Annotated in this window: 28 protein-coding genes; 14 read left to right on the forward strand and 14 right to left on the reverse strand. The window is 76.6% G+C overall.

Annotated elements, in window-relative coordinates:
* The first annotated feature begins 43 nt into the window (after positions 1–43).
* Complete coding sequence (locus ACYQBY_RS18770; RefSeq protein WP_459645416.1) at positions 44–496, forward strand: DUF4383 domain-containing protein; 453 nt, start codon at positions 44–46, stop codon at positions 494–496.
* 70 nt (positions 497–566) lie between these two features.
* Here the strand turns inward: ACYQBY_RS18770 and ACYQBY_RS18775 are convergent, their stop codons facing one another.
* A complete protein-coding gene (locus tag ACYQBY_RS18775; protein ID WP_459645417.1) occupies positions 567–1691 on the reverse strand; it encodes a glycosyl hydrolase family 18 protein in 1125 nt (374 codons plus the stop codon).
* Between the two features lie 165 nt (positions 1692–1856).
* Between ACYQBY_RS18775 and ACYQBY_RS18780 the strand changes: the two genes are divergently transcribed.
* The 3 genes from ACYQBY_RS18780 to ACYQBY_RS18790 all read left to right on the forward strand — a co-directional run bounded on the left by ACYQBY_RS18780 (position 1857) and on the right by ACYQBY_RS18790 (position 4272).
* Positions 1857–2333: a hypothetical protein gene (locus ACYQBY_RS18780; RefSeq protein WP_459645418.1), complete on the forward strand. Its 477-nt coding sequence runs from the start codon at positions 1857–1859 to the stop codon at positions 2331–2333.
* 128 nt (positions 2334–2461) lie between these two features.
* Positions 2462–3415, forward strand: coding sequence for a siderophore-interacting protein (locus tag ACYQBY_RS18785; protein WP_459645419.1), 954 nt, complete (start codon positions 2462–2464; stop codon positions 3413–3415).
* A 56-nt stretch (positions 3416–3471) separates the two neighbouring features.
* Positions 3472–4272 carry a siderophore-interacting protein gene (locus tag ACYQBY_RS18790; protein WP_459645613.1) on the forward strand — a complete coding sequence of 267 codons (801 nt, stop codon included), beginning with the start codon at positions 3472–3474 and terminating at the stop codon, positions 4270–4272.
* On the opposite strand, the gene ACYQBY_RS18795 is transcribed toward ACYQBY_RS18790, so the two are convergent.
* Positions 4258–5172 carry a 3-methyladenine DNA glycosylase gene (locus tag ACYQBY_RS18795; protein WP_459645420.1) on the reverse strand — a complete coding sequence of 305 codons (915 nt, stop codon included), beginning with the start codon at positions 5170–5172 and terminating at the stop codon, positions 4258–4260. The two genes, ACYQBY_RS18790 and ACYQBY_RS18795, sit on opposite strands and share 15 nt — an antisense overlap.
* Positions 5173–5254: 82 nt before the next feature.
* Between ACYQBY_RS18795 and ACYQBY_RS18800 the strand changes: the two genes are divergently transcribed.
* On the forward strand, positions 5255–5737 hold the full coding sequence (locus ACYQBY_RS18800; RefSeq protein WP_459645614.1) for an Lrp/AsnC family transcriptional regulator: 483 nt from the start codon (positions 5255–5257) through the stop codon (positions 5735–5737).
* A gap of 12 nt (positions 5738–5749) precedes the next feature.
* On the opposite strand, the gene ACYQBY_RS18805 is transcribed toward ACYQBY_RS18800, so the two are convergent.
* Complete coding sequence (locus ACYQBY_RS18805; RefSeq protein WP_459645421.1) at positions 5750–7828, reverse strand: HelD family protein; 2079 nt, start codon at positions 7826–7828, stop codon at positions 5750–5752.
* A gap of 171 nt (positions 7829–7999) precedes the next feature.
* Between ACYQBY_RS18805 and aroC the strand changes: the two genes are divergently transcribed.
* On the forward strand, positions 8000–9241 hold the full coding sequence (aroC, locus tag ACYQBY_RS18810) for a chorismate synthase (protein ID WP_459645422.1): 1242 nt from the start codon (positions 8000–8002) through the stop codon (positions 9239–9241).
* 70 nt (positions 9242–9311) lie between these two features.
* On the opposite strand, the gene ACYQBY_RS18815 is transcribed toward aroC, so the two are convergent.
* A complete protein-coding gene (locus tag ACYQBY_RS18815; RefSeq protein ID WP_459645423.1) occupies positions 9312–9689 on the reverse strand; it encodes a VOC family protein in 378 nt (125 codons plus the stop codon).
* 304 nt (positions 9690–9993) lie between these two features.
* On the opposite strand from ACYQBY_RS18815, the gene ACYQBY_RS18820 reads away from it, so the two are divergent.
* Together ACYQBY_RS18820 and ACYQBY_RS18825 are read left to right on the forward strand one after the other, a co-directional pair.
* A complete protein-coding gene (locus ACYQBY_RS18820) occupies positions 9994–10689 on the forward strand; it encodes a GAF and ANTAR domain-containing protein (RefSeq protein WP_459645424.1) in 696 nt (231 codons plus the stop codon).
* A 57-nt stretch (positions 10690–10746) separates the two neighbouring features.
* Complete coding sequence (locus ACYQBY_RS18825) at positions 10747–11496, forward strand: ANTAR domain-containing protein (protein WP_459645425.1); 750 nt, start codon at positions 10747–10749, stop codon at positions 11494–11496.
* 24 nt (positions 11497–11520) lie between these two features.
* Here the strand turns inward: ACYQBY_RS18825 and ACYQBY_RS18830 are convergent, their stop codons facing one another.
* Positions 11521–11946 (reverse strand): MarR family winged helix-turn-helix transcriptional regulator, encoded by a 426-nt coding sequence (locus ACYQBY_RS18830; RefSeq protein ID WP_459645426.1) that lies wholly within the window; start codon positions 11944–11946, stop codon positions 11521–11523.
* A 91-nt stretch (positions 11947–12037) separates the two neighbouring features.
* Between ACYQBY_RS18830 and ACYQBY_RS18835 the strand changes: the two genes are divergently transcribed.
* Positions 12038–12484, forward strand: coding sequence for a DUF6069 family protein (locus ACYQBY_RS18835; protein ID WP_459645427.1), 447 nt, complete (start codon positions 12038–12040; stop codon positions 12482–12484).
* A gap of 14 nt (positions 12485–12498) precedes the next feature.
* Here the strand turns inward: ACYQBY_RS18835 and ACYQBY_RS18840 are convergent, their stop codons facing one another.
* Both ACYQBY_RS18840 and ACYQBY_RS18845 read right to left on the reverse strand, forming a co-directional pair.
* On the reverse strand, positions 12499–12981 hold the full coding sequence (locus tag ACYQBY_RS18840) for a PPOX class F420-dependent oxidoreductase (protein ID WP_459645428.1): 483 nt from the start codon (positions 12979–12981) through the stop codon (positions 12499–12501).
* 99 nt (positions 12982–13080) lie between these two features.
* On the reverse strand, positions 13081–13929 hold the full coding sequence (locus tag ACYQBY_RS18845; RefSeq protein ID WP_459645429.1) for a LysR family transcriptional regulator: 849 nt from the start codon (positions 13927–13929) through the stop codon (positions 13081–13083).
* Between the two features lie 104 nt (positions 13930–14033).
* Between ACYQBY_RS18845 and ACYQBY_RS18850 the strand changes: the two genes are divergently transcribed.
* Together ACYQBY_RS18850 and ACYQBY_RS18855 are read left to right on the forward strand one after the other, a co-directional pair.
* Positions 14034–14759, forward strand: coding sequence for an SDR family oxidoreductase (locus ACYQBY_RS18850; protein ID WP_459645430.1), 726 nt, complete (start codon positions 14034–14036; stop codon positions 14757–14759).
* 72 nt (positions 14760–14831) lie between these two features.
* On the forward strand, positions 14832–15218 hold the full coding sequence (locus tag ACYQBY_RS18855; protein ID WP_459645431.1) for a VOC family protein: 387 nt from the start codon (positions 14832–14834) through the stop codon (positions 15216–15218).
* Positions 15219–15350: 132 nt separating this feature from the next.
* Here ACYQBY_RS18855 and ACYQBY_RS18860 read toward each other — a convergent pair whose 3' ends face one another.
* From ACYQBY_RS18860 to ACYQBY_RS18885, 6 genes are all read right to left on the reverse strand, one after another.
* Positions 15351–16145, reverse strand: coding sequence for an endonuclease/exonuclease/phosphatase family protein (locus ACYQBY_RS18860; protein WP_459645432.1), 795 nt, complete (start codon positions 16143–16145; stop codon positions 15351–15353).
* Positions 16146–16462: 317 nt separating this feature from the next.
* Entirely contained in the window at positions 16463–16981 is a 519-nt protein-coding gene (locus tag ACYQBY_RS18865; RefSeq protein ID WP_459645433.1) for a GNAT family N-acetyltransferase, read from the reverse strand.
* A complete protein-coding gene (locus ACYQBY_RS18870; protein ID WP_459645434.1) occupies positions 16978–18267 on the reverse strand; it encodes an adenylosuccinate synthase in 1290 nt (429 codons plus the stop codon). Before ACYQBY_RS18870 ends, ACYQBY_RS18865 begins: the two co-directional genes overlap by 4 nt.
* Positions 18268–18436: 169 nt before the next feature.
* Positions 18437–19450: an NAD(P)/FAD-dependent oxidoreductase gene (locus ACYQBY_RS18875; RefSeq protein ID WP_459645435.1), complete on the reverse strand. Its 1014-nt coding sequence runs from the start codon at positions 19448–19450 to the stop codon at positions 18437–18439.
* Between the two features lie 2 nt (positions 19451–19452).
* Positions 19453–19875, reverse strand: a complete 423-nt coding sequence (locus ACYQBY_RS18880; RefSeq protein WP_459645436.1) for a DUF3151 domain-containing protein — start codon at positions 19873–19875, stop codon at positions 19453–19455.
* A gap of 36 nt (positions 19876–19911) precedes the next feature.
* Positions 19912–22143, reverse strand: a complete 2232-nt coding sequence (locus ACYQBY_RS18885) for an ATP-binding SpoIIE family protein phosphatase (RefSeq protein ID WP_459645437.1) — start codon at positions 22141–22143, stop codon at positions 19912–19914.
* Positions 22144–22337: 194 nt separating this feature from the next.
* On the opposite strand from ACYQBY_RS18885, the gene ACYQBY_RS18890 reads away from it, so the two are divergent.
* The gene (locus ACYQBY_RS18890) at positions 22338–22754 is read left to right on the forward strand and encodes an STAS domain-containing protein (protein ID WP_459645438.1); all 417 of its coding nucleotides are present in this window, start codon (positions 22338–22340) and stop codon (positions 22752–22754) included.
* A 25-nt stretch (positions 22755–22779) separates the two neighbouring features.
* Here ACYQBY_RS18890 and fbaA read toward each other — a convergent pair whose 3' ends face one another.
* Positions 22780–23802 (reverse strand): class II fructose-bisphosphate aldolase, encoded by a 1023-nt coding sequence (gene fbaA / locus ACYQBY_RS18895; protein ID WP_459645439.1) that lies wholly within the window; start codon positions 23800–23802, stop codon positions 22780–22782.
* A 120-nt stretch (positions 23803–23922) separates the two neighbouring features.
* Between fbaA and ACYQBY_RS18900 the strand changes: the two genes are divergently transcribed.
* Together ACYQBY_RS18900 and ACYQBY_RS18905 are read left to right on the forward strand one after the other, a co-directional pair.
* Positions 23923–24510, forward strand: a complete 588-nt coding sequence (locus ACYQBY_RS18900; RefSeq protein WP_459645440.1) for a type 1 glutamine amidotransferase domain-containing protein — start codon at positions 23923–23925, stop codon at positions 24508–24510.
* A 1-nt stretch (position 24511) separates the two neighbouring features.
* The gene (locus ACYQBY_RS18905; RefSeq protein WP_459645441.1) at positions 24512–25522 is read left to right on the forward strand and encodes a TIGR03557 family F420-dependent LLM class oxidoreductase; all 1011 of its coding nucleotides are present in this window, start codon (positions 24512–24514) and stop codon (positions 25520–25522) included.
* The last annotated feature ends 18 nt before the right edge of the window (positions 25523–25540 follow it).

Genomic DNA, 25540 nt, shown 5'->3' on the forward strand with positions numbered 1-25540 from the left:
CATCGCTGTGAATGCCCTGTGCGGCCCCGGGTACGTGCAGGCCATGAGCGCCTTCTCCGACACCTCGTCGCGGACCCGCAGCCCGCTGCCCACGATCGCGAAGGCGGTCGGGGCGGTCTTCCTGCTCGTCGGTGTCCTGGGGTTCATCCCCGGCATCACGACGAACTACGACCAGATGCAGTTCGCCGGCCACACCTCCGGCGCGATGCTGCTGGGCCTGTTCGCCGTGTCCGTCCTGCACAACGTCGTCCACCTGCTGTTCGGCGTGGCCGGCCTGGTCATGTCGCGCACCGTCGCCGCCGCCCGCAGCTACCTGATGATCGGCGGGGCCGTCTACCTCGTCCTGTTCCTCTACGGCCTGCTGATCTCCCACGACTCCCCGGCCAACTTCGTGCCGCTGAACAGCGCCGACAACTGGCTGCACCTGGTGCTGGGCCTCGGCATGATCGGCCTCAGCCTCATCGGCAAGCGCGACCGCGCGGTCGCCCGCGCCTGACCCCCTCCCCCCGCGGCGGGNGCTCGTGCGTGCGGGGGCGGTGGGGCCGCCCCTCTCCGCACCCGGGTGCTCAGCGCACCGTCCGCACGGTGCGCACGACACCGCGGGGCCCGCGGGGGGTGGCCAGCGCCTCCCACGTGCCGGTGTCCTCGTAGCCCAGCGCCCACAGCCCCACCGCGGGGACGCCGTGCCGGTCGGCCACGGCCAGACGGGCCGGCAGGCCGCGGGCGGAGTCGAACCACACCGTGCGGGTGGCACCCGCACCGTCGGTGTAGGAGAACCACGACGAGGACGACACCGGGTCCCAGCGCACGACGGCGCCCCGGTCCCGGGCCAGCTCCAGGGCGGCGGCGGACGTCCGCGAGGTGGCGCGCCCGGTGGCGGGCCAGTCGTGGCCGTAGGCGGCGAGCACCAGCTCCACCCGGCCGCGGGGGACGCGACCGCCCGCGTACGCCAGCACCGCGTCGTACCAGGACGGGGAGGACACCGGCCCGGGCGCGTCGGTGGGGCCGTGCTGGTGGTAGCCCATGATCCGCAGGCGGTCCACGGCGGCGCCGAGCGCCCGGTAGTCGTAGACGCCCGTGGCGAAACGCCCCCGCCACAGCGCCTCGGCGTCGGAGGTGCGGGCCATCACCGCGACGGAGCAGGTGCGCCGCACGGCGTGCAGTCGCCCGCAGAGGTCCGCGACGAGGGCGGTGAAGCCGTCGCGCAGCCGGGCCACGTCGGCGGCGGGGGCGAGGGCGATGTTCTCGTAGTCGAGCTGCAGGCCGCTCACGCCGGGGGCGGAGCCGAGGGCGACGAGGTCGTCTGCGTGGGCGCGGCGGCGTGCGGGGTCGGTGAGCAGGGCGACGGCCTCGGCGGCGTCGAACGCCTGGGAGACGACGGGTTCCACGGCGATCCCGGCCTGCGCGGCGGTGGCGAGGAAGTCGGCGTCGGAGGCTCCGGTGCGGGCCTGCAGGCGCCCGCCGTCGAAGGCGGACCACCAGACGGGGCTGACGGTGCGGACGAGTCCGCGGGAGGCGACGGCGGTGGCGAGGACGGCGTGCTGGTCCGCCCACGTGGGGACGTAGGCGCTGACCTCGCGGCCGGGTGCCGCGGTCGCCGGAGCGGCCGGCAGCAGGGCCGGGGCCGCGAGGAGGGCGACGGCGGCCGCGGCGAGGGCGGTCAGGACGAGGCGTGACGGGGTGCTGCTCACGCCTGGGCATCGTCCGGACGGGCGGGCTGCTTGACGGGCGGGGCAGGACCAGGCGGGAGCGGGGCGGGAGGAGGTGGGCCGTCGTGGCCCGCCGCCCGCACCGGCCGTCTACGGTGATCCCCCACGGTGCGCTCCCCGCACCCCGCACGCCGACGAGGACCCACGATGCCCGACCGCCGCAGCGCCGCCTTCCTGACGGTGTCCCTGCTGCTGACCGGTTGCTCGGCCGGCGACCGGAGCACCCCGCCCGCCCCGGGGCGGGACCTGTCGCTGGCCGCGTACTGGCAGGAGCACCCCGACCTCGCCCCCGACGTCGCGCGCGAGGGCACCGTCGTCCTCGACGAGGTCCACACCGGCTCCTCCGTCTTCGAGCTCCCCGACGTCTCCGGCTACGAGTCCCTGACCGTGGGCATCTCCTGCTCCGACCTGGAGGGCGGGGCGTCCTGGATCGCCGGTTTCGGCACGGCCACCCAGGTGTGGCCGGCGCAGGTCGCCTCCGGCTGCGGCGGCGCGGGCGCCAACGTCGGCACCTACCCGACCGCGCAGATCGGGGCGCCCTCCCGGCTCCACGTCCTGGTGGACGACGGCCTGCGCTACTCCGTCGCGGTGTGGGGCCACACCCCACCGGTGCGGATCGGCTGAGCACCGCACGGGCGGCCCGCCCCCGAGTGGCCCGCCTCACGTGCCCGTGCCCTGGACGACCCCCCGGCGCCGCAGGTTAGCCTTGCCTCACCGCACCGTCCGTGCGGACCGCCGACCGGGGGGATCCCGTGAGCGTTCTCGAGGCCGACACCGCACCGGTGGTCAGCGACCCGTGCTACCGGCCCCTGGCCCTGCACGTGCTGCGCGCGGAGCGGCTGTCGCCGAGCTACCTGCGCCTCACGCTGGGCGGGGACGACCTGGCCGCCTTCGCCGCCGCGGGCTCCGACCAGCGGATCAAGCTGGTCCTGCCGCGCGCCGGGGTGGACTGGGCGCAGGCCCCGGCGGACTGGTTCGGCTGGTGGCGCGCGCTGCCGCAGGAGCGGCGCCCGGTGATGCGGACGTACACCGTGCGCGCGCACCGCCCCGGCGAGCTGGACGTGGACGTCGTCCTGCACGGCATCGCGGCCGACGGCACGCCCACCGCGCACGCGGGCCCGGCCGCCACGTGGGCCGCGGGCGCCCGCCCCGGCGACCCGGTCGTCGTCCTGGGCCCCACCGCGCCGGGCACCGGGCGGATGTGGGGTGTGGAGTTCGCCCCGCCGCCCGCCGCCCGCTCGCTGCTGCTGGCCGGGGACGAGACCGCCGTGCCCGCCGTCGCCGCCATCCTGGAGGCGCTGCCGGCCGAGGCGGTGGTGACCGCGCTGCTGGAGGTGCCGCACGCCGGGGACATCGTCGCCCTGAGCACCCGCGCCACCGCCGAGATCCAGTGGCTGCCGCGCAGCGGGCACCGCAGCGCCCACGGGCAGCTGCTGGCCGCGGCGGTGCGCCGCCGCACGGCCGCGCTGCGCGGGGTGAGCCCCGAGCGCCACGCCGTGCTGGAGGACGTCGACGTGGACACCTGCCTGCTGTGGGAGGTGCCGGACGTCGCCGCCGCCGCGGGCGAGGACGGGCTGTACTGCTGGCTCGCCGGCGAGGCGGGGACGGTCCGGGAGCTGCGCCGGCACCTCGTGCGCGAGGTGGGCCTGCCGCGGGAGTGCGTGGCGTTCATGGGCTACTGGCGCGCCGGCCGGGCCGAGCAGTGACGGTCCCCGCACCCGCCGCCGCTCCCGCGGGCAAGGGCGGGCGCACCCGCCGCGCCGTGGTGCTGCGCCGCGAGGACCTCACCCCGCACGTGGTGCGCCTGGTGCTGGGCGGTGACCTGGCGGGTTTCGCGCCGGGCTTCGCCGACTCCTACGTGAAGCTGCTGTTCGGCGTGCCGGGCGTGGCGTACCCCGAGCCGCTGGACGTGGCCGAGGTGCGCCGCACGCACCCGCGCGAGCACTGGCCGCGCCCCCGGACGTACACGGTGCGGGCCTTCGACGCCGGCCGCGGGGAGCTGACGCTCGACGTGGTCGTGCACGGCGACGAGGGCCTGGCGGGCCCGTGGGCGGCGGCCGCGCGCCCCGGCGACGTCGTCCACCTCCTCGGCCCGGGCGGGTCGTACCTGCCGGACCCGGCGGCGGACTGGCACCTGCTCGTGGGCGACGACAGCGCGCTGCCCGCGATCGCCGCGGCCCTGGGGCACCTGCCCGCCGGGGTGCCCGCGCGGGTCGTGGTGGAGGTGGCGGGCCCGGGGGACGAGCAGCCCCTGCCCACGGCCGCCGACGCCGTGGTGCGCTGGGTGCACCGCAGCGCCGGGGGCGGCCCGGAGGCCCTGGTGCGGGCCGCGCGGGACCTCGACCTGCCGGCCGGGACGCCGCACGCGTTCCTGCACGGGGAGGCCGACGTGGTGCGGCGGCTGCGGCGCTGGGCGCGGGCGGAGCTGGGTGTGCCGCGCGAGCTGCTGTCGGCGTCCGGCTACTGGCGCCGGGGGCGCACCGACGAGGACTGGCGCGCGGAGAAACCCGGGTGGAACCAGGCCGTCGAGGCGGACGAGCAGGACCTCTCACCGGTCGGCTGAGAGGGGCTCCCCCACCGCGGGCGCGCCCGGCAGGGCGGCGAGCAGCTCCTCGCAGACGGCGAGCAGCCGCCGGCGCAGGGGCTCGGCGCGGGAGGCGAACCCCCGCTGCGCCGCCACGTACTCCGCCCTGCCCTGCGGGGTCTCGATGCGCACCGGCTCGTACCCGTAGCCGCCGACGTCGTAGGGGGAGGCGCGCATGTCGAGGACCCGCACGTCGCGGGCCAGCTCGAAGCAGTCCAGCAGCAGCTCCCCCTCCACGGCGGGCGAGAGCTTCAGCGCCCACCGGTAGCAGTCCATCGTGGCGTGCAGGCACCCCGGCTGCTCCAGCTCCGGCTGGGTGTCGCGCCGCGGCTGGAGCTCGTTGCGGGGCACGGCGGTGGGGGTGAAGAACCGGAACGCGTCGAAGTGGCTGCACCGGATGCGCGCGGACTCCACGACGGCGTCCGTCCCGGCGCTGCCCAGCCGCAGCGGCAACCGTGAGTGGCGGATCTCCTCCGCGGGCGTGCCGTGCACCATCGCCCACTCGTGCAGCCCGAAGCAGCCCAGGAACGGCGGGCGGGACAGGGTCGCGGCGAGCACGGCGGCGGCGAGGCGGACGGTCGCCTCGCGGGCGGCGGCGAGCCCGGCGGTGTCGACGGCGGCCCCGGCGGCGGTGCGCCTGTAGTGCGCCCACCCGGCGCGCTCGTGCGCCCCCGCCAGCTCGACGCCGACGCCGGGGTGCCAGCGGCGCAGCCGGCCGGGTGGCCACGGGTAGTAGGTGTAGAGGAAGTCCTCCACGGCGTGCGCCTGCCCGGCGGCGCGGCGCTCGCGGGCCGCGGCGGTCAGGGCGTCGGCGCGCGCGGCGTGGGCCGCCTCGCGGGCACGCCACCCCTCCTCGCCGAGCACGGCCCCCACCTGCACCCCTCCACGGTAGGCGATACCGCGCGACGGGCCGGTCGCTGGGCAGAACGCCCGGCGATGGCCCCGCGGGTCCGGCAGGATGATGGGCGTGCGCCGCCTCGACACGACTGACGCCCGCATCCTGCTCGCCCTCGACTCCGATCCGCGCGCCACCGTGCTCGGCCTCTCCCGCCGCCTCGGCCTGGCCCGCGGGACCGTGCAGGCCCACCTGGAGCGGCTGGAGGGCGACGGGGTGCTGGCGCGTTTCTCCCGGCGGCTGGCCCCGTCCGCGCTGGGCTACTCGGTGACCGCGTTCGTGGTCGTGGAGATCCACCAGCGCAGCCAGGAGGTGGTGCTGGCCGGGCTCTCGGCGATCCCGGAGGTGCTGGAGGTGCACGGCATCACCGGGGAGGGGGACCTGATGTGCCGGGTGGTGGCCCGCGACGCCGACGACCTGTACCAGGTGGGGCAGCAGGTCCTCGCGCTGGACGGGGTGACCCGCACGAAGACGTCGCTGGCGATGCGGGAGCTGGTGCCCTACCGGGTGGACCCGCTGCTGGACTCCCTCACGGGGCAGGAGCACTGAGCGTGCCGGGGGTCAGGGGGCGCTGAGCGCCTCGGGCAGCGGCCGGGCGTGCACGACCGCCAGGCCGGAGACGGCGCGGGTGAGCACCACGTAGAGGCGCCGCAGCCCGGTCCGCACGTCGGGCTCGGCGGCGACGACCGCGGCGGGCTCGGCGACCACGACCCGGTCGAACTCCAGGCCCTTGGCCAACGGCGCGGGGACGAGCTGGACCCGGCCGGGCACCCCCTCCCCCGCGCCGAGCAGGTCGTGCGGGATCCCGGCCAGCGCGGCGCGGGCGGCGGGCACGTCGGGCCCGGCCACGACGAGACCGACGGAGCCCTCGGCGGCGGCGGCGCGCCGGACCGCCGCGGCGACCCCCGCCCACAGGTCGCCGGTGGCGAGCACCTCCAGCGAGCCGGGGTCCCGGCGCACCGCGCGGGGGCGGCTGAGGCCGGGGGCGATGTGCGGCAGCAGCCGGGTGGCGTAGTCGAGCACCGCGGCCGGCACCCGGAAACCGCGGTCGAGCACCTCCAGCCGCCCGTCGGGTTTGCCGAGGTGGGCCAGGACGTCCTCCCAGGAGCGCGCGGACCACGGCGTGGTGCCCTGCGCGATGTCGCCGAGGACGGTGACGGACCCGGTGGAGCAGCGCCGCGCGACGGCCCGCAGCTGCATCGCGGACAGGTCCTGCGCCTCGTCGAGGACGACGTGCGCGGCGGAGGGGGTGCGGCGCAGCAGGTCCGCGATCTCGTCGAGGAGGACGGCGTCGGCGGGGCTCCACCGTGCGGAGCCGGGGGTGCGCGGCGGGCTGGGCCACAGCAGCAGCTCCTGCTCGGCGGGGTCGAGGACGCCGTCGGCGCAGGCGTGCAGGAACTCCGCGTCGGACAGCAGCCGGTGCAGGACCTTCGCCTCCTCCAGCGGCGGCCACAGCGCCTTCACCGCGCGGCGCACCTCGGCGCTGCGGGCGACGGCGTCGGCGACGCGGTCGTCGGGGGAGTCCCCCGCGGCCTCCATCTGCTGCAGGACGGCGTGGGCGAGGCGGTGCGGCAGCAGGGCGCGGGCGGCGTCGTAGCGCACCCCGCGCCCGCGCAGCTCGTCGAGGAGGTCCCGCACGGCGTACCCGGGGACCCGCCAGCGCCGCGAGCCGCGGGTGACGACGAGCGCGCCGCCGTCCAGCACCTCGGCGGGCTCGCGCACCGCGGACCACACGGCCGCGTGCAGCACCCGCGCCGTGCGGGCGTCGCCCTTGAGCAGCGCCACGGGCACGGGGTCGCTCCCCCGCACGCGGGTGCCGGCCCGGTTCGCCCCCAGCACGAGGCCGTCGACGGTGGTGTGGGCGACCGCCCCCTCCCCCAGCGCGGGCAGCACCGCGCCGATGTGGGCGAGGAACGCCTCGTTGGGCCCGACGACGAGGACGCCCTGGCGGGTGAGGCGCTCGCGGTGGGCGTAGAGCAGCCACGCGGCGCGGTGCAGGCCGACGGCGGTCTTGCCGGTGCCGGGTGCGCCCTGCACGCAGACGCTGGTCGCGAGGTCGGCGCGCACGAGGACGTCCTGCTCGGGCTGGATGGTGGCGACGATGTCGCGCATGGGACCGGAGCGGGGGCGCTCGATCTCCCGGGCGAGGATGCCGCCGGGCGCGTCGGGGTCCCCGTCCGCGCCGGACCCGTCGAGGTGCTCGTCCTCGTAGGCGGTGAGCCGGCCGTGCTCGACCCCGAACCTGCGGCGCAGCACGACGCCGGCGCGCTCGGTGCGGCTGGCCCGGTAGAAGGCGCGGGAGACGCCGGCGCGCCAGTCGACGACGACGGGGTCGCCGGCGGCGTCGGTGACGTGGCGGCGGCCGATGTGCAGGACCTCGCCGGAGTCGTGGTCGGTGCGGCCGAAGAAGAGGGTGGTGGCGGGGTCGTCGACGAGGCTGAGGGCGCGGCGGTGCAGGGCGTGGCCCAGCGCCTCGTCGGCGATCGCGTCACCGCCGTCGGGGACGAGGGACAGGGTGTGCTCGCGCATGCGGGCGAGCTCGGCGCGGGCACGGTCGAGGTGGCGCTGCTCGGCGGCGAGGACGCCGGGGGGTTCGGGGGGATCTGCGGGCGGGACACCGGGGGGAACGCGCGGGATCACCGCAGGAATGCTGCTCGGAATTCCGGGTTTTCTCAACGTTGCGATCTTCCCGGGAATTGCCCGAGAATAAAGTCGGGGAGAGGCTGGAATTCGAATCCGGCGAAATCTGCCCACTCTAGGGCACGGGGACCACGTTCGGCATCCCTGGTGCGGTCTGGGAGAATCGGCGGCGTGCTGCGCTGGCTGACTGCAGGTGAGTCCCACGGACCGGCTCTCGCGGGCATCCTCGAGGGGATGCCCGCCGGGGTGGAGGTCACGAGTTCCGACATCTCCGCCGCCCTGGCCCGCCGTCGTCTCGGCTACGGCCGCGGCGCGCGCATGGGCTTCGAGCAGGACGAGCTGGAGATCATCGGCGGTGTCCGCCACGGCCGCACCCAGGGCGGGCCCGTCGCGCTGCGCATCGGCAACAGCGAGTGGCCGCGCTGGCAGGAGGTCATGGCGGCCGACCCGGCCGACGCCGAGGGCCGCCGCTACGACGAGCCGGGCCGGCTGCCCAACCGCGGCCGCTCCGCCGCCCTCACCCGGCCCCGCCCCGGGCACGCCGACCTGACCGGCATGCAGAAGTACGGCTTCGAGGACGCCCGCCCCGTGCTGGAGCGCGCCAGCGCCCGCGAGACCGCGACCCGCGTCGCGCTCGGGGAGGTGGCGCGGCAGTTCCTCGCCCAGGCCGTGGGCGCGGAGGTCGTCAGCCACGTGGTGTCCCTGGGCACCGTGGAGGTCCCCGGCGGGACCTGGCCCGGGCGGGGCGAGCGCGAGCGCGTCGACGCGGACCCGGTGCGCTGCACCGACCCGGCCACCAGCGCCGCGATGGTCGCCGAGGTGGACGCCGCGCACTCCGAGGGCGACACCCTCGGCGGTGTCGTGGAGGTCGTCGTGCACGGCCTGCCGCCGGGCCTGGGCTCCTACGTGCACTGGGACCGCAAGCTCGACGCGCGCCTGGCCGCCGCCCTCATGGGCATCCAGGCGATCAAGGGCGTCGAGGTCGGCGACGGTTTCGAGACCGCCCGCCGGCGGGGTTCGGCCGCGCACGACGAGATCGAGCGCGTCGACGACGGCACCGGCCCCGACGGGCTCGTCGTGCGGCGGCGCACCGACCGCGCGGGCGGCATCGAGGGCGGCATGTCCAACGGGGAGGTGCTGCGCGTGCGCGCGGCCATGAAGCCCATCTCCACGGTGCCGCGCGCCCTGGACACCGTGGACACCTCCTCCGGCGAGAAGGCCCAGGCCATCGCCCAGCGCAGCGACGTGTGCGCCGTGCCCGCCGCCGGGGTCGTCGCCGAGGCGATGGTGGCGCTCGTGCTGGCGGACGCGGTGCTGGAGAAGTTCGGCGGCGACACCGTCGGGCAGGTCCGCGCGAACGTCAGCTCCTACCTGGACTCGCTGACGGTCCGCACCGCCACCGCGGAGGACTGAGACCCGCCGGGTCCGGTGGTCCCCCGCCCGTTCCGCGCGGGCGGGGCCGCGACGGTGGGAGCCGGTGCCCTCAGAGCGGGTCGAGGCGGCGGCGCAGCAGGCAGAACTCGTTGCCCTCCGGGTCGGCGAGGACGTGCCAGGACACGTCGGGCCCCTGCCCCACGTCGGCGGGGCGCGCCCCCAGGGCCAGCAGCCGCTCCAGCTCCGCGTCCTGGTCGCGGTCGGTGGGGTTGACGTCCAGGTGCAGCGGGAGCTTGGCCTGCCGGGGGTCCGGGGACGGGGAGAGGATCAGCGTCGGCTGCGCCCCGCCGAACCCGGAGGCGGGCCCGATCTCCACCGCGCCGTCCTCCTCGTCGAGCACCACGAAACCCAGGACGGCGCACCAGAACTCCGCGAGGGCGTGCGGGTCGCGGCAGTCGAGAACCAGTTCGCTGATCCGGCAGGCCATGGCGCGAGGATAACGGGGCTCCACCGGCCCGGTCCGGGCGCGCGGGCGTAGGATCGGCACCGGGACGCCACCCGACGTGGCGCCTCCAGCGGTTCCCGGCCCAGTGGTGCAGCACGCGTCCCGGTGCACGGCCCCGAGCACGGCGACCGAAGGCCTGGCGAGATCGTTGTCCGCTCATCCGTTGTCCGCTCATCCGTTGTCCGCAGAGCGGTGACCGCCCCCGCCGTCGTGCGCCCAGACCGCACGCGTTCCCGGCGCGCGGGCCCCCTCCCCCGGCGCGCCGCTCGCACGGGCGGTACCGGTCGTGCGTGAGCGCCACACCCTGCGCGCGGCGCGGGCGGCGATCCGGGCGGCGCGGCACCCCGGGGACCTGTGCGCTCCGTGCGTGGACGTCCTGCCCGTCACGGGCGCGGCGGTCTCCGTGCTCACCACGACGAGCAACCCCTCGACCGTGTGCGCCAGCGACGCGGTCGCGGCCCGCCTCGACGAGCTGCAGTTCGACCTGGGCGAAGGACCCTGCTGGCAGGCCCTGGACTCCTACCGCCCGGTGCTCGTGCCGGACGTGCGGCGTGCGGAGGGCTCCTCCTGGCCGGTCTTCACCACCGCGGCGGGTGAGGCGGGTGCGGCGGCCCTCTTCGCCTTCCCGCTGAGCGTGGGATCCGTCGGCATCGGCGCCCTGGACCTGTACCGCAGCACCCCGGGACCGCTGCGGGACGACGAGATCGCGGCCGCTTCCTCCCTCGCCGCCGCCCTCGCCGACGTGGTCCTGGCGCGGCTGATCGGCGAGGTCGGCACCGACGCGGAGGGCTGGCACGACCAGCACGCGCACTCCCGCCGCGAGGTGCACCAGGCTACCGGGATGATCCTCGCCCAGCTGGACGTCGACGCCGGTCAGGCCTTCGCGCTGCTGCGGGCCCGGGCCTTCTCGGAGGAGAGGTCCATGCGCGAGGTCGCCCGCGACGTCGTGGCCCGGCGCCTGCGCTTCGACGAGCACCGGTGACGGACCCGGCGCCGCGGCCGACCGGCCCGCACCGCGACGGCCGTCTAGGCTGATCCGATGACGGCCGCGTCGCGTGAGTCCCTGGTCTCCCAGGTGTTCGTGGAGCTGGCCGACACCCTCGTCAAGGGTTACGACCTGGTCGAAATGCTGCACACCCTCACCGAGCGCGGCGTGGAACTGCTCGACGCGAGCGCCGCCGGCCTGGTGCTGCGCGACCCGCGCGGCGGGCTGGAGACGATCGCCTCCACCAGCGAGGCCTCCGAGCTGCTGGAGCTGCTGCAGCTGCGCACCGGCCAGGGTCCGTGCACGGAGGCCTACACCAGCGGTGTCGCCGTGGACATGGAGGACATCAGCCCCGTGGCCGCGCACGACCCCCGGTGGCCGCAGTTCCAGGCCGGCGCCTACGAGTACGGTTTCCGCTCCGTCCACGCCGTGCCGATGCGCCTGCGGCAGGAGACGGTCGGCGCGTTCAACCTGTTCCGCGACCGGCCCGGCGCGCTGCCCCCGGAGGACGTCCTGCTCGCGCAGGCGCTCGCCGACATGGCCACGATCTCGATCCTCCAGCAGCGCAACCTGCGCCAGAGCACCGAGCTGGGCGCGCAGCTGCGGCAGGCCCTCGACAGCCGCGTCGTCATCGAGCAGGCCAAGGGCGTCCTCGCCCAGCAGGGCGCCCCGGACATGCACGCCGCGTTCCAGGTCCTGCGCAGGCACGCCCGCCACCACGGGCAGGGACTGCGCGACGTCGCCCTGGCCGTGGTGGAGCGCCGCCTGGACCTCGCCGTCCTCACGGCCTCCGCCGGGAGCTGAGCCGCCGGGACGGCCCCCGGGGCGTCAGGCGAGGAGCTTGTCCAGCAGCGCGGTGAGCTGCGCCCGCTCCGTCGCGTCGAGCTTCGCCGTGACCGTCGCCCCCGAGGCGACGCGCTCGGCCACCTGCGCGCGCACCCGGGCACCTTCCCGCGTCAGCCGCAGGAGCTTCACCCGCCGGTCCCGGCCCTCGACGCGCTCGACGAGACCTGCGGCGGTGAGCCGGTCGGCGATGCCGGTGACGTTGGAGGCGTCGCAGCCCAGCTGCTCGGCGAGGCCGCGCATGGGCGCGTCCTCCTGCAGCTGCAGGAGGACNCGCGCCTGGAGGGAGGTCAGCCCGAGCTCACCCACCACGGCGGTGAAGTCGGCCCGGGCGAGGTCGGCGACGCGGTACAGCCGCATCGTCAGCGCCTTGGCCTCCTCGAGCGTCGGGCCGGCCGGTGGGAGAGCCATGGGACGACCCTAGCGCGGTGGTTGACGTCCTCAACGATCTGCGGGAGCCTCGAACATCACTTGATGTGCTCAACAGTTCAGGAGGTCCACCATGTCCACGTCCTCCAGCGCCACCACCGCCCCGGGCGCACCGCCGAGGCAGGGGCTCCGGGCGGTCGACGTCCTGCGGGGACTCGTCCCCACCGCCGCGCTCGCCGTGACCGCCAACCTGATCGCGCTCGTCGCCGGCCGGTTCGCGGGAGCGGACATGGTCGTCCGGCAGCCCGGTGCCGCGGCGCAGACGATCGGGGTGGTCCACGTCGTGGTGGCGACCCTCGTCGGGCTCGCCGCCGGGGCGCTGCTGCTGCTGGTGCTGCGCAACCGGGGACCCCGGGCCTGGACGGCCCTCGCGATCGCCGGGCTCGTCGTGGGCCTCGCAACCACCCCGGCCCCGTTCTCGACGGCCGCCGGGACCGGGACCCAGGTGACGCTCGCCGCGATGCACGTCCTCGCGGGCCTCGTCTGGTTCCTCCGGGTGCGCCGCGGGCCCCGCAGGTAGGAGCGCCCGCCGGCTCAGGCGGCGGCGAGGCGCAGGATCAGCCGGTCCCGCCGCTGCGGGGAGGCGCCGCGGCGCACGCGCCGGACGAGGCCCACGAGACGCTCCACCACCACCACCACGCGGTACTCCGCGCCGTACTTGGCCCGGATCAGGTCGGCGCGGCGGCGCTCGGCGCTCTCCGGGCCCAGCACCCGCGCCCGGGCCGCGACCACCGCGGCGCCGTCGGCGACGCGGCCGGTGCGGTCGCAGGGACGGAGTTCGACCCGCCCGTCGTTGCGCAGCCGCTTCACCTTGCCGCTGCCGGCCGGGGTGGTGACGACGAGGCCGTCGCCGTCGGGCGCCACCCAGACGGCGGTGGGGACGGGGGTGCCGTCGCGGCGGAACGTCGTCAGGGAGACGAACCGCTCGGCGCCCAGGGCGCGCAGCGCGGCCGCGGCAGCGGGGGTGGTCGCGTCGGGGGTGGTCGCGTCGGGGGTGGTCGCGTCGGGGGTGCTCACGGGGGCGGCTCCTGGTCGGGGTCGGCGCGGGTGCCGGTCCGGGCCCACCGTGTCACCCCTCCCCCGCCCGCGCAGGGCAGGAGGCGCGGACCGGTCCCGTCACAGGCGCACCGCGGTCCGCACCAGGTCCGCGACGGCCCGGGAGCGGCTGTGCGGGGGCCACGCGATGACCGTCGTGACCGCCGGGGCGTCGGGCACCGGCACGGCGGTCACGTCGTCGCGCAGCAGGCCCCGGACCGATTCCGGCAGGACGGCGCAGGTGCGCCCGAGCGCGATGAGCTGGAGCAGCTGCGCGTGGTCGCGGACCTCGGGCCCCGGGCCGTCCGGGTACGTCCCGTCCGGGCCCGGCCAGCGCGGCAGCGGAAGACCGGACAGGCCGGCGACCTCGGCCGCCCGCAGGGAGCCGCGGGCCGTCAGGGGGTGCCCCGCGGGCAGGAGCGCGACCTGCCCCTCCGTGCGGAGCTCCTCGGTGTCGAGGCCGGCCGTGGAGTCGTACGGCAGGTGCAGCAGGGCCACGTCGGCGCGACCGTCCCGCAGGATCCCGCCCTGCTGGCCGATCCCGCACAGGAGCACCTCGACCCCGGCCGCCCCGGGTTCGGCGGCGTAGGCGTCGAGGAGTTTCGCCAGCAGCTCGCCGGACGCGCCCGCCTTCGTCACCAGGACGACCTCCGCCCTGCCGCCGACGGCCGCGGCGGCACGCCGGGTGCGGCGCTCGGCGGCCTCGACCGCCTCCAGCGCCGCCCGGCCCTCCCGCAGGAGCACCGCACCCGCCTCCGTCAGGGCGACGGCGCGGCTGGAGCGCTCCAGCAGCGTCGCCCCCAGCCGCCGCTCCAGCAGGCCGATCGCCCGCGACAGCGGAGGCTGCGCGATCCCGAGCCGCCGGGCGGCCCGGCCGAAGTGCAGCTCCTCGGCGACGGCGACGAAGTACCGCAGCTCCCGCGTCTCCACGCCGCCACGGTATCCCTCCCGAGGCGCGTCGATACCCGTGCGGTATCGCCGCCCACCCGATCGGTGTTGGCCGCGGGAGCGGGGCCGCAGCCAGGATCGCGGGCATGAGCGAGAAGCGGACCGCGCTGGTGACCGGCGCGAACAAGGGGATCGGGTACGAGATCGCGGCGGGCCTGGGCGCCCTCGGCCACCGGGTGGGTGTCGGTGCCCGCGATGCGCGGCGCCGCGAGGAGGCCGTGGCGAAACTGCGCGCGGACGGGGCGGAGGCGTTCGCCGTGCCGCTGGACGTGACCGACGACGCGAGCGCCGCCGCGGCCGCCCGCCTGGTCGAGGAGCACGCCGGCGGTCTCGACGTGCTCGTCAACAACGCCGCAATCACCGGCGGGATGCCGCAGACCCCCACCACCGTGGACCCCGCGACGATCCGGGAGGTGGTGGAGACCAACGTGCTCGGGGTCCTGCGCGTCACCAACGCGGTGCTGCCGCTGCTGCTGCGCTCGCCGTCCCCGCGGATCGTGAACATGTCCAGCGGCGTCGGCTCCCTCACCCGGCAGTCGGCGCCGGGGTCGGACACCGGGCCGCTCTCCGCCGCCTACTCGCCGTCGAAGACGTTCCTCAACGCCCTCACCGTCCAGTACGCGAAGGAGCTGCGGGGGACGGGGATCCTCGTCAACGCGGCCTGCCCCGGTTTCGTCGCCACCGACCTCAACGGTTTCCGGGGCACCCGCACCCCGCAGCAGGGCGCGGCCATCGCGATCCGGCTCGCGACCCTGCCCGACGGCGGCCCCAGCGGCGGCTACTTCGACGACGACGGGCCCATCCCCTGGTGACCCGCCGTCCGGGGCCGCGGGCCGCTCCCGACGGCAGCGATGAGCCCACCGCCGGCGAGGGGTCTGACCGGCATGAGCATCGTCACCCGTGTCACGAGCGTCTCGGTCGAGGTTCCCGACCAGGACGAGGCCCTCACGTTCTACCGCGACGTCCTCGGCTGCGAGGTGCGCGCCGACGTCGAGATCTGGCCCGGCGCCCGGTGGGTGGAGGTCGCCCCTCCCGGCTCACCCGTCGGCATCGCGCTCCTCACCCGCGACGGCGGCCTGCCGATCGGCGTGCGCTACGCCACCGACGACGCGGACCGGGCGCACCGGGCGCTGACCGCGGCGGGGAGCGCCCCGCACCAGGAGGTCCTGCACACCGACTTCGCGCCGCCGATGTTCACCCTCGACGACCCGCACGGCAACACCGTGATCCTCATCCAGGAGGACGACGCGGGTGGTGGCGCAGGGCGCTGAGCACCCTCCCGGGTGGGGTGTGGTGACACTCCCGCTGCACCGCCCGCGCGGCGCGCCGCCGCTCCCCGGTGCAGCGGCGGCGCTCCTCGGCCGCCGTGCAGCAGGGGTGTCAGCGGGCGGCGGCCGCGGCGTTCAGCGGGTGCCGGCCGCGGGGTTCAGCCGCGTGCGGGCCACCAGGGCGTCGTGGTCGGTGTAGGTCAGGGGCACGACCTCCGCGTGCGGCTGCAGCAGCCCGCCGCGGCTGCCGTAGACGTGCTGGATCCCCGGCGCCTGGGTGGCCTCGTCGTCGCGCAGCGTCCAGGAACCCGCGGGCGCGCACCCGTCCTGCCGGTTCACGTCCCCGCCGAACACGACCGGCTCGCGCCGCGGCCCGGCCGCCAGGACCTCCCGCAGCTCGGCGCACTGCGCCTCGTTCGTCGCGGCCTGCGCCTCGGTGCCGGCCACGCTCAGGTGCGAGGTGCAGACCCGGACCCCGGCGTCGGTGGACACGCACAGCCAGCGCCGCTCCTCCGCGCCGAGCTGCGCGGTGAACGCGCGGTCCTCGGAGCCCGTGATCCGGTCGCCGACCAGGACCGCGTTGCCGAAGACGCCGCGCCCACCCGGCTTCACGCACGGCAGCGGGGCGCCGCGGTACAGGACGGTGGCGAAGCGGTGCTCCATCCCGGTCTGCGCGGCGATCCGCTCCACGTCACCGCTGCACGCCTCGTTCAGGGTGACCGCGCGCGGCTGCACGGCGCGGATCGTCGCGACGGCCTCGTCCACGACGGCCGGGTACCGCGTGCCCGGGTAGCAGCCGGCCAGCCCGGACAGGCACAGGTTCATCTGCAGCACCGGGTACTGCTCCGGCGGTGCTGCCGCGGCGGGCGCGGTCCCACCGAGCAGGGCAGCGGTGAGGGCGGCGGGGAGGAGGAGTCGTCGGGCTCGCACGCGACCGACGGTAGGAGCGGGCGCGCACGGACCGGCGAACCCCGGGTGAACCGCGGCGGACCGGCACCGGACCGAACCCCGCGCTCGCGGGGGCCGGGCCGTCGCGGGGACCAGGCCGTCGCGGGGACCGGGCCGTCGCGGGGACGTTCTGCAGCCGACACGCCGGCGTGGCGCGACGCGACGTCCCCGCGCTCGCGGGACCTGGCCGTCGCGGGGACGTTGTGCGCGGGCACGCCGGCGTGTCGCGGGCGGAACGTCCCCGCGATGAAGGCCGGCGCGAGCCCAGGGCCGGTGCGAGCCCAGGGCCCGGCGCGAGCTCAGGCCCGGCGCAGCATCGGCACGTGCGGGATGCCGTCCTCCACGAACCCCGGCCCGGCCACCGCGAACCCGTGCCGGGCGTACAGCGCCACCAGGTGGCTCTGCGCGTCCAGCACGACGTCGACGTCCCCCGCCAGCTCCAGCGCCCGCTCCAGCAGCAGCCCGGCCAGGCCCGCCCCGCGCGCGGCGGGCGCGACGGCGACTCGGCCGATGCGGGCGCGACCGCCCGGCTCCCGCAGCAGCCGCGCCGTGCCCAGCACCGCACCGCGGCCCTCGCCTGCCCCGTCCCCGGCCCCGGCTTCGGCCCCGGCCCCGGCCCTGTCCTCGGCCCCGTCCTCGGCCTCGGCCTCGGCCTCGGCCCACAGCAGCAGCGCGCCGGGCTCGGCGTCGCGGCCGTCCAGCTCCGGGTAGGGGCAGTCCTGCTCCACCACGAACACGTCCACCCGCAACCGCAGCACGGCGTACAGGGTGCGGGGCGGCACCTCGTCCAGGGGCGCCGCCCGCAGCGCGGGACTCACCCGCCGAGCATGTCGTGGCGCACCACGGTCTGCTCGCGGTCCGGGCCCACCCCGACCGCGGAGATCCGCGCCCCGCTCATCTCCTCGATGCGCTCGACGTAGCGCTGCGCCGCCTTCGGCAGGTCGTCCATCGAGCGGGCTCCGGAGATGTCCTCCGTCCACCCGTCGAGGAACTCGTACACCGGCCGCGCGTGGTGGAAGTCCGACTGCGACATGGGCATCTCGTCGTGCCGGACGCCGTCCACGTCGTACGCCACGCACACCGGGATGCGCTCCCAGCCGGTCAGGGTGTCCAGCTTCGTCAGCACGAAGTCCGTCACGCCGTTGACGCGCGCGGCGTAGCGGGCGATGGGCGCGTCGTACCAGCCGCAGCGGCGCGGCCGGCCCGTCGTGGTGCCGTACTCGTGGCCCTCGGCGCGCAGGCGCTCCCCGTCGGCGTCGAGCAGCTCCGTCGGGAAGGGCCCCTCCCCCACGCGCGTGGTGTACGCCTTGACGACGGCGATGATCCGGTCGATGCGGTTCGGCGGCACACCGCTGCCCGTGCAGGCCCCCGCGGAGACCGCGCTGGAGGACGTCACGAACGGGTACGTGCCGTGGTCGATGTCCAGGAGCGTGGCCTGGCCGGCCTCGAACAGCACCATCTCGTCGCGGTCCAGGGCCCGCACCAGCTCCAGCGCGGTGTCGCGGACCATGGGCCGCAGGCGCTCGGCGTAGGTGAGCAGCTCGTCGACGACCTCGTCGACGGTGATCGCGCGGCGGTTGTAGACCTTGACCAGCAGGTGGTTCTTCTGGTCGAGGGCCCCCTCGACCTTCTGCCGCAGGATGCTCTCGTCGAAGAGGTCCTGGATCCGGATGCCCACCCGGTTGATCTTGTCGGCGTAGGTGGGGCCGATGCCGCGGCCGGTGGTGCCGATGCGGCGCTTGCCGAGGAAGCGCTCGGTGACCTTGTCGACGGTGCGGTGGTACGGGGCGATGACGTGCGCGTTCGCCGAGACCAGCAGGCGCGAGCAGTCCACCCCGCGGGCGGTGAGGCCGTCGATCTCGGAGAACAGCACCGACAGGTCGACGACGACGCCGTTGCCGATGACCGGCGTCACACCCGGGGTGAGGATCCCCGAGGGCAGCAGGTGCAGGGCGTACTTCTCGCTGCCCACCACGACCGTGTGCCCGGCGTTGTTGCCGCCGTTGAACTTCACGACGTAGTCGAGCCGCGCGCCGAGCGCGTCGGTCGCCTTGCCCTTGCCCTCGTCGCCCCACTGGGCACCGACGAGCACGATCGCGGGCATGAGATCCCCTGCTTCCCTCTGGGTGGACTGCGCGACCGTCCCGCGCGCACCGGCCCCTGCGTGCGCCGGCGCCCGGGGTCCTCCGGGGCCGCCGCGGGGCCCGGAAGAGCCTACCCGCACGCGTGCCGGGCACCCGGCACCTGTGGAGGGGCCCGTGCGGGCGGCGGGTTCACACCAGCCGGGTGAGCAGCTCCTCCCCCAGGGCGCGGCCGGAGAGGTACGCCGTCTCCACCTTCGACGCCGGCCCCCACGCGTCCCCGCACACGCCCACGCGCGCCGCGGGGTCGTACCCGAAGCGCTCCTCGTGCTGCTGCGCGGGCCGGGCCAGCGACCAGCGCTGCACCTTCACCCACTCCGGCTCCGGCGTCGGCGTCCCCGCCAGCAGCGGGCCCAGCTCCGCCAGCACCGGCTCCGCCGCGCGGTCGGGGGCGTCGAGGTGGTCCTCCGACAGCTCCGGCGGGGTGTGCACCACCAGCACGGGCGCGCCGTCCCCGCGGCGGCGGCCGTCGTCGGCCACGAACGCCAGCACCGGCGAGCCGTTGACGAACACCCCGTCCAGCTCCGGCCACCAGCGCCGCCCCCAGCCCGCGCACACCGCGAGGGAGGGCTCCCAGTCCCAGCGCTGCCCCACGCCCAGGCGGGCCGCGACCCCGGCGGGCAGCAGGTCGCCGGCCTGCGGGTCGGGCATGGCCAGCACCACCGCCGCCGCGGGCTCGCCGTCCACGAGCGGGCCGCCGGGGCCGGTGTGCACGGTCTCCACGTCGTGGTCCTGCTCCACCTCCAGGCCCGCGAGCAGGTCCACCACGAGGGCGCGCATGCCCGCCGGGGAGGACCAGCGCACCGGCCCGGTCCGCACCTCCCCGCCGCGCACGCCGTCGCGGGCGGCGCCCGTCACCACCGCGAAGCGGTCCGTCCAGCGGCGGGCCAGGCCGCGCGCCTCCCACCCGTCCACGACCGCCGCGAACGCCGGGTCGGAGACCGTGAGGTAGCGGGCCCCGGTGTCCACCGGGCGCACCCCCTCCCCGCCGGGCACGGGCAGGCGCCGCGAGGCCATCCGCCCGCCCGGGACCCGGCCGCGGTCCAGCACCCGCACGGGCACCCCGGCGCCGGTCAGCACCCGCGCGCACGCCGCCCCGGAGATCCCCGCGCCCACCACCACGACGGGAGCCGGCGGTCGAGCCACCCCTACCGCCCCAGGACCCGGGCGGCCTCGGGGTCGCAGTCCGCGAGGAACGTGCGGCAGCGCTCCGCCTCCTCGTCCTCGCGGATGCCGGCCGCAGCGTGCCCGAGGGCCGCCAGCGCCCGCAGGAACCCGCGGTTCGGCTCGTGCGCCCACGGCACCGGCCCGGCGCCGCGCCAGCCGGAGCGGCGCAGCGCGTCCAGGCCGCGGTGGTACCCGGTGCGGGCGAAGGCGTAGGCGGTGATCGTCTCGCCCTCCGCCAGCGCCCGCTCGGCCAGCAGCGCCCACGCCAGCGACGAGGCCGGGTGCGCGGCGGCGACCTGCTCCGGGTCGGTGCCCTGCGCCAGGGCGTCCGTGACGGCGGGGTCGGCGGGCAGGTGCGTGGGGGGCGGTCCGGGCAGCAGGCTGCCGTGCGGCGGGTGGGCCACCGTGGTGTCCTCTCGCGTGCGGGGCCGGGCGGGCCGCTAGGTGCCCGCCGGGCCGGGCTGCTCGCCCGGCGGGGTCGACCGTAGCTCCACCCACACCACCTTGCCGCCCCGCACCGGCGCCCAGCCCCAGCGGCCCAGCTGCTCCACGAGGCGCATGCCGTGGCCCCCGCCGCCGTCGGGGCGCGGGGCCACCACGCGCGGGCCCACCGGGTCGCGGTCCTCCACCTCGATCCGCAGGCCGCCCGCGGTCTCCGCCAGGCGCAGGTCCACCGGGCCCGAGCCGTGCAGGACGGCGTTGGCGACCAGCTCCGAGACGACGATCTCCGCGCGGGACCCCAGGGCCAGGCCCCACGCCGCGCAGGCGCGCAGCGTGGCGTGCCGGGCCTTGCCGATGGACGAGGGCTCCCCGGGCAGCTCCCAGCTGCGCCGGCGCGGCCCGCCGGGGCCGGGGGCGCCCGCGGCCGGCGGGTGCGGCACGCGCACCACCACGACGGCGCTGTCGTCCTCCGGTGCCTGCCCCAGCGCCTCCACCAGCTCCGCGCCGAGCGCGGCCGCGTCGTCGGCGGTGGCGCCCTCCAGGGCCGCCACCAGCGCCCCCAGGCCGTCGCGCATCGGGCGCTGGCGCTGCTCGATGAGGCCGTCGGTGTAGAAGACCACCACGTCGCCCGGGGACAGCGACCGCTCCCGGGTGGGGCGCGGCCGGTCCCCGAGGCCCACGAGGGTGCCCGTGGCCTCGCTGAGCACCTCCACCCGCGCCCGCCTGCCGGCTGCGGCGGGGCGCAGCAGCAGCGGGGGCAGGTGCCCGGCGCTGGACCAGGACAGCTCCCAGTCCCCGTCGTCGAGGCGGCGCAGCACCGCGTACACGACGCTCGCCATGCGGGGCACGCTCATCGCCGTGGCCATCCGGTCCACGCGCTGCAGGACGCTGCCGGGCTGGTCGAGCCCGGCGGCGTAGGTGCGCACCACCGAGCGCATCTGCCCCATCGCGGCCGCCGCCTCCACGTCGTGCCCGACGACGTCGCCGATCACGACGCCCGCGACGCCGTCGGCGAGCTGGAGCACGTCGTACCAGTCGCCGCCGAGCTGGGCGTGGTCGTGGTGGGGCTCGTAGTGCGCCCACACGTCCAGGCCCTGCACGCTCATGCCCTGCGGCAGCATGCTGTGCTGCAGCGCCTCCGCGAGGGCCTTCTCCCGCGCGCGCAGGCGCGTGTTCTCCAGGGCCAGGCCGGTGCGGCGGACGGCCTCCGCGACGAGCGCCGCGTCCTCGGGGCCCGGCGGCGCCGCCGCGCGCCGCTCACCCGCCCCGCCCGGCACCGCCCGCGGGGCGCCCCCGGCGGCCTGCGGGCCCGGTCCCCGGTGGGCGCCGACGGCGAGCAGGCCGAAGACGCCCCCGCGGCCGGTGCCCGTGTGGTGGCCGGCCACCGCCACCACCGTGGCGCGGCCGGAGACGTGCGCGGCCAGGAGCTTGCCCAGCCACGACGTCAGGGGGCCCTCCTGGGCGGAGGGCAGCCGGTCCAGGTCCAGGTCCACCGCGGCGGGGCCGGTGCCGGTCAGGAGCGCCGTGAGGGGGTCCGGGCTCCACCGCTCGCGGGCCTCCGCGGGCAGCCGGCGGCCGGTCAGCCCGTCCGCGGCGCCCGCGAGGGACCCGGTGACGGCGACGACCTCGATGTCGGGGTCCGCGCGCAGCGCGACGGCCCAGTCGACGACGTCGCCGGCCAGCAGGCGGGCCAGCTCCCCGAGGGCGGCGGCCGGGTCCAGGCCCGCGACCGCCCCGCCGACCTCCAGCAGCAGCGACAGCTGCGCCCGGGCCCGCCGCTCGGCGCCGTGGGCGCGCTCCAGCTCGCCCTCGGCCCGCACGCGCTCGCTCACGTCGCTGAGCGCCGCCACGAAGTTCACGACCTCACCCGCGGCGTCCCGCACGGGCGTCAGGGACATCTCGTTCCAGAAGGGGGTGCCGTCCGCCCGGTGGTTCAGCAGCGTGACGGTCGCCGCCTCGCCGTGCTCGACGGCGTGCCGCAGCCGCTCGACCGCCCCGGGGTCGGTGCCGGGGCCCTGCAGGAGGCGGCAGTTGCGGCCCAGGACGTCGGCGGCGGTGTAGCCGGTCGTGCGGGTGAACGCCTCGTTCACCCAGACCAGGGGGTTGCCCGGCCGGCGGGGGTCCGTCACGACGAGGGCGATGTCGGCGGCGGCCGGGTCGGCCGCGGCACGGGCCCGCAGCACCGCGAGGGCGGGGGGGACCTCGCGCCCCACCACCTCGGGCGCTTCCATGCGCTCCGCAACCACTCCGTCACTCCTCGCCCGTGCGAGCCTCCGCGCACCGCTGGAGGTGGCCGCTTTCCCACGACCGGCCCCCATGTTCTACCGTGCGGCTGCGGCACGCGCGTCCGTGCGCGGGCCGCGGCGGGGGCACGGCGGCTCGTCCGGGCGTGGCACCGCTGTCGCGAGCGCGTGGCGGAGGGGACATGGCGAGGGAGACGACGCCTCCGGGCGAGGGCAGTGCGGACGGCCGGCCGGAGATCCGCGCTGTGGACCCCGGCTCCGTCCACGTGCTCTACGAGCCGCGCGCGACGCGGGTCGTGCTGACGGGCGAGATCGACGCGGAGCTGGGGCCGGACCTGCTGGAGGCCGCGGAGGACGCGCTGTCCTCCGGCCGCCCCCTGCAGGTCGACGCGCACCACGTGACCTTCATGGACTCCACGGGCCTGGCGTTCCTGGCGCGGCTGGCCTCGCGCTCGCGGGGACGGCGCGTGACGCTGATCCGCCCGCCGGCGGTGGTGCGCTTCCTCATCGAGACCACCAACATCGTCCAGCTCCTCGACGTGGTGGACGAGGAGCCCTCGCCGGCGCAGACCGCCGACCCCGGGCCCGAGCCGGCCTGAGCCGGACGCGNNTCGCCCGGGGGCGTCAGGCCATCGTCGTGCCGGCGCTGCGCAGGTGCTGGCAGGCCTCCACGATGCGCGCGGCCATCCCGGCCTCGGCGGACTTGCCCCACGCGCGCGGGTCGTACTGCTTCTTGTTGCCGACCTCCCCGTCGACCTTCAGCACGCCGTCGTAGTTGCGGAACATGTGCTCCACGACGGGGCGGGTGAAGGCGTACTGGGTGTCGGTGTCGATGTTCATCTTGATGACGCCGTGGTCGACCGCGGCCTGGATCTCCTCCAGCAGCGAGCCGGAGCCGCCGTGGAAGACCAGGTCGAACGGCTTGTCCTTGCCGACCTCGGCGCCGACCTCCTGCTGGATCTGCTGGAGGATCTCCGGGCGCAGCTTGACGTTGCCGGGCTTGTAGACGCCGTGCACGTTGCCGAAGGTCAGGGCCGTCAGGTAGCGGCCCTTCTCCCCGGTGCCGAGCGCGCGCACGGTGGCCAGGCCGTCCTCGACGGTGGTGTACAGCTTGTCGTTGATCTCGTGGGCGACACCGTCCTCCTCGCCGCCGACGACGCCCACCTCGATCTCCAGGATGGTCCGCGCCTTCGCGGACTCCTCCAGCAGCTCCTCGGCGATGCGCAGGTTCTCCTCCAGCGGCACCGCGGAGCCGTCCCACATGTGGGACTGGAACAGCGGGTCGCGCCCGGAGGCGACGCGCTCCTGGGAGATCGCCAGCAGCGGGCGCACGAAGGAGTCCAGCTTGTCCTTCGGGCAGTGGTCGGTGTGCAGGGCGATGGTCACGCCGTAGCCCTTGGCGACGTGGTGCGCGAACTCGGCCAGGGCCTGCGACCCCGTCACCATGTTCTTCACGGTCGGGCCGGAGACGTACTCCGCGCCGCCGGTGGAGATCTGGACGATGCCGTCGCTCTCCGCCTCGGCGAACCCGCGGATGGCCGCGTTCAGGGTCTGCGAGGAGGACACGTTGATCGCCGGGTAGGCGAAGGCACCGGCCTTCGCGCGGTCGATCATCTCGGCGTAGGCGTCCGGGGTGGCGATGGGCATGTGAGGTCTCCTGCTGACGGCGGGACTGGCGGGACCGATCCTGGCACGAGCGCCCCTCCGCGGGGGAGCGCCCCGGCGTCCCGGGTTGCGGGCCGGTGCCCGCGTGCCAGCGTTGCGGCCATGAGCGATGCGCAGCTGAACGGCACGAAGGTCGCCTTCCTCGTCGCACCGGAGGGCATCGAGCAGGTCGAGCTGACCGCCCCGTGGCAGGTGGTCACCGCGGCGGGCGGGCAGCCCGTCCTGCTCTCCACCGCACCCGGCGAGGTCCAGGCCTTCCACCACCTCGACAGGGGCGACACGTTCCCGGTCGACCTGCCCGTCTCCGACGCCTCCGTCAGCGAGTACGCCGCGCTGGTCCTGCCCGGGGGCGTCGCCAACCCCGACGCCCTGCGCACCGACCGCGCGGCCGTGGCGTTCGTGGAGCAGTTCACCGCCTCCACCCGGCCGGTGGCGGCGATCTGCCACGCGCCGTGGACCCTCGTGGAGGCCGGCGCCGTGCGCGGGCGCCGCGTCACCTCCTGGCCGAGCCTGGCCACCGACCTGCGCAACGCGGGCGCGGAGTGGGTGGACGAGGAGCTCGTCGTCGACACGAACGGCCCCGGCCCCCTGATCACCAGCCGCAGGCCCGACGACCTGGACGCGTTCTGCGCCGCGCTCGTCGAGCACGCCGCGCACGCGGCGGCCACCGTGCACACGGCGGGGGCCTGACGTGAGCGCCACCACCGGCGCCACCACAGGCGTGCAGCGCCGCATCGGCTACACCTGCATGGGCGAGCAGGCCGGCCCCCGCGCGCTCGTGCGGGACGCCGCGGCCGCGGAGGAGGCCGGCTACGACCTGATCGTCTTCTCCGACCACTACTCGCCCTGGCTGACGTCGCAGGGCCACGCCCCCTACGCGTGGAGCGTCCTGGGTGCGGTCACGCAGGTGACGTCCCGCGCGGAGCTGATGACGTACGTGACGTGCCCGACGATGCGCTACCACCCCGCGGTGGTGGCCCAGAAGGCCGCGACCGTGCAGATCCTCTCCGGCGGGCGCTTCTCCCTGGGCCTGGGTTCCGGGGAGAACCTCAACGAGCACACCGTCGGGATGGGCTGGCCGGCGGTGGACGAGCGGCAGGACATGCTCGAGGAGGCCGTGGAGATCATCTCCGCGCTGTTCGACGGGGACCTGCTGACCTACGCCGGGGACCACTTCCGGGTGGACTCCTCCCGGCTGTGGGACCTGCCCGAGCAGCGGGTGCCCATCGGCATCGCCGTCTCCGGGCCGCAGTCCGCGCCCCGTTTCGCCCCGCTCGGCGACTTCCTCGTCGCGGTGGAGCCGGAGGAGTCCCTGGGGCGGATGTGGGACGAGGCCAGCGGCAAGGCCCCCGCCCGCAAGGTCGGCCAGCTCCCCGTGTGCTGGGACGCCGACCGGGACGCGGCGGTGCAGCGGGCGCACGAGCAGTTCCGCTGGTTCGCGGGCGGCTGGAAGGTGAACGCGGACCTGCCGACGACGGCCGGCTTCTCCGGTGCGTCCCAGTTCGTGCGGCCCGAGGACGTGGCGGGGCAGATCCCGTGCGGGAACGACGTCGGGGCGATCGCCGAGGCCGCGGGGGCCTTCTTCGAGGCGGGGTTCACCGACCTCGCGCTCGTGCAGATCGGCGGCGAGCACCAGGAGGAGTTCCTGCGGGTGTCCGCCTCCGAGATCATCCCGGCGCTGCGGGAGGTCGCGGGGTCCTGACCGGCACGTCCCCGCCTC

The sequence above is a fragment of the Kineococcus anabasis genome, assembly GCF_054590795.1.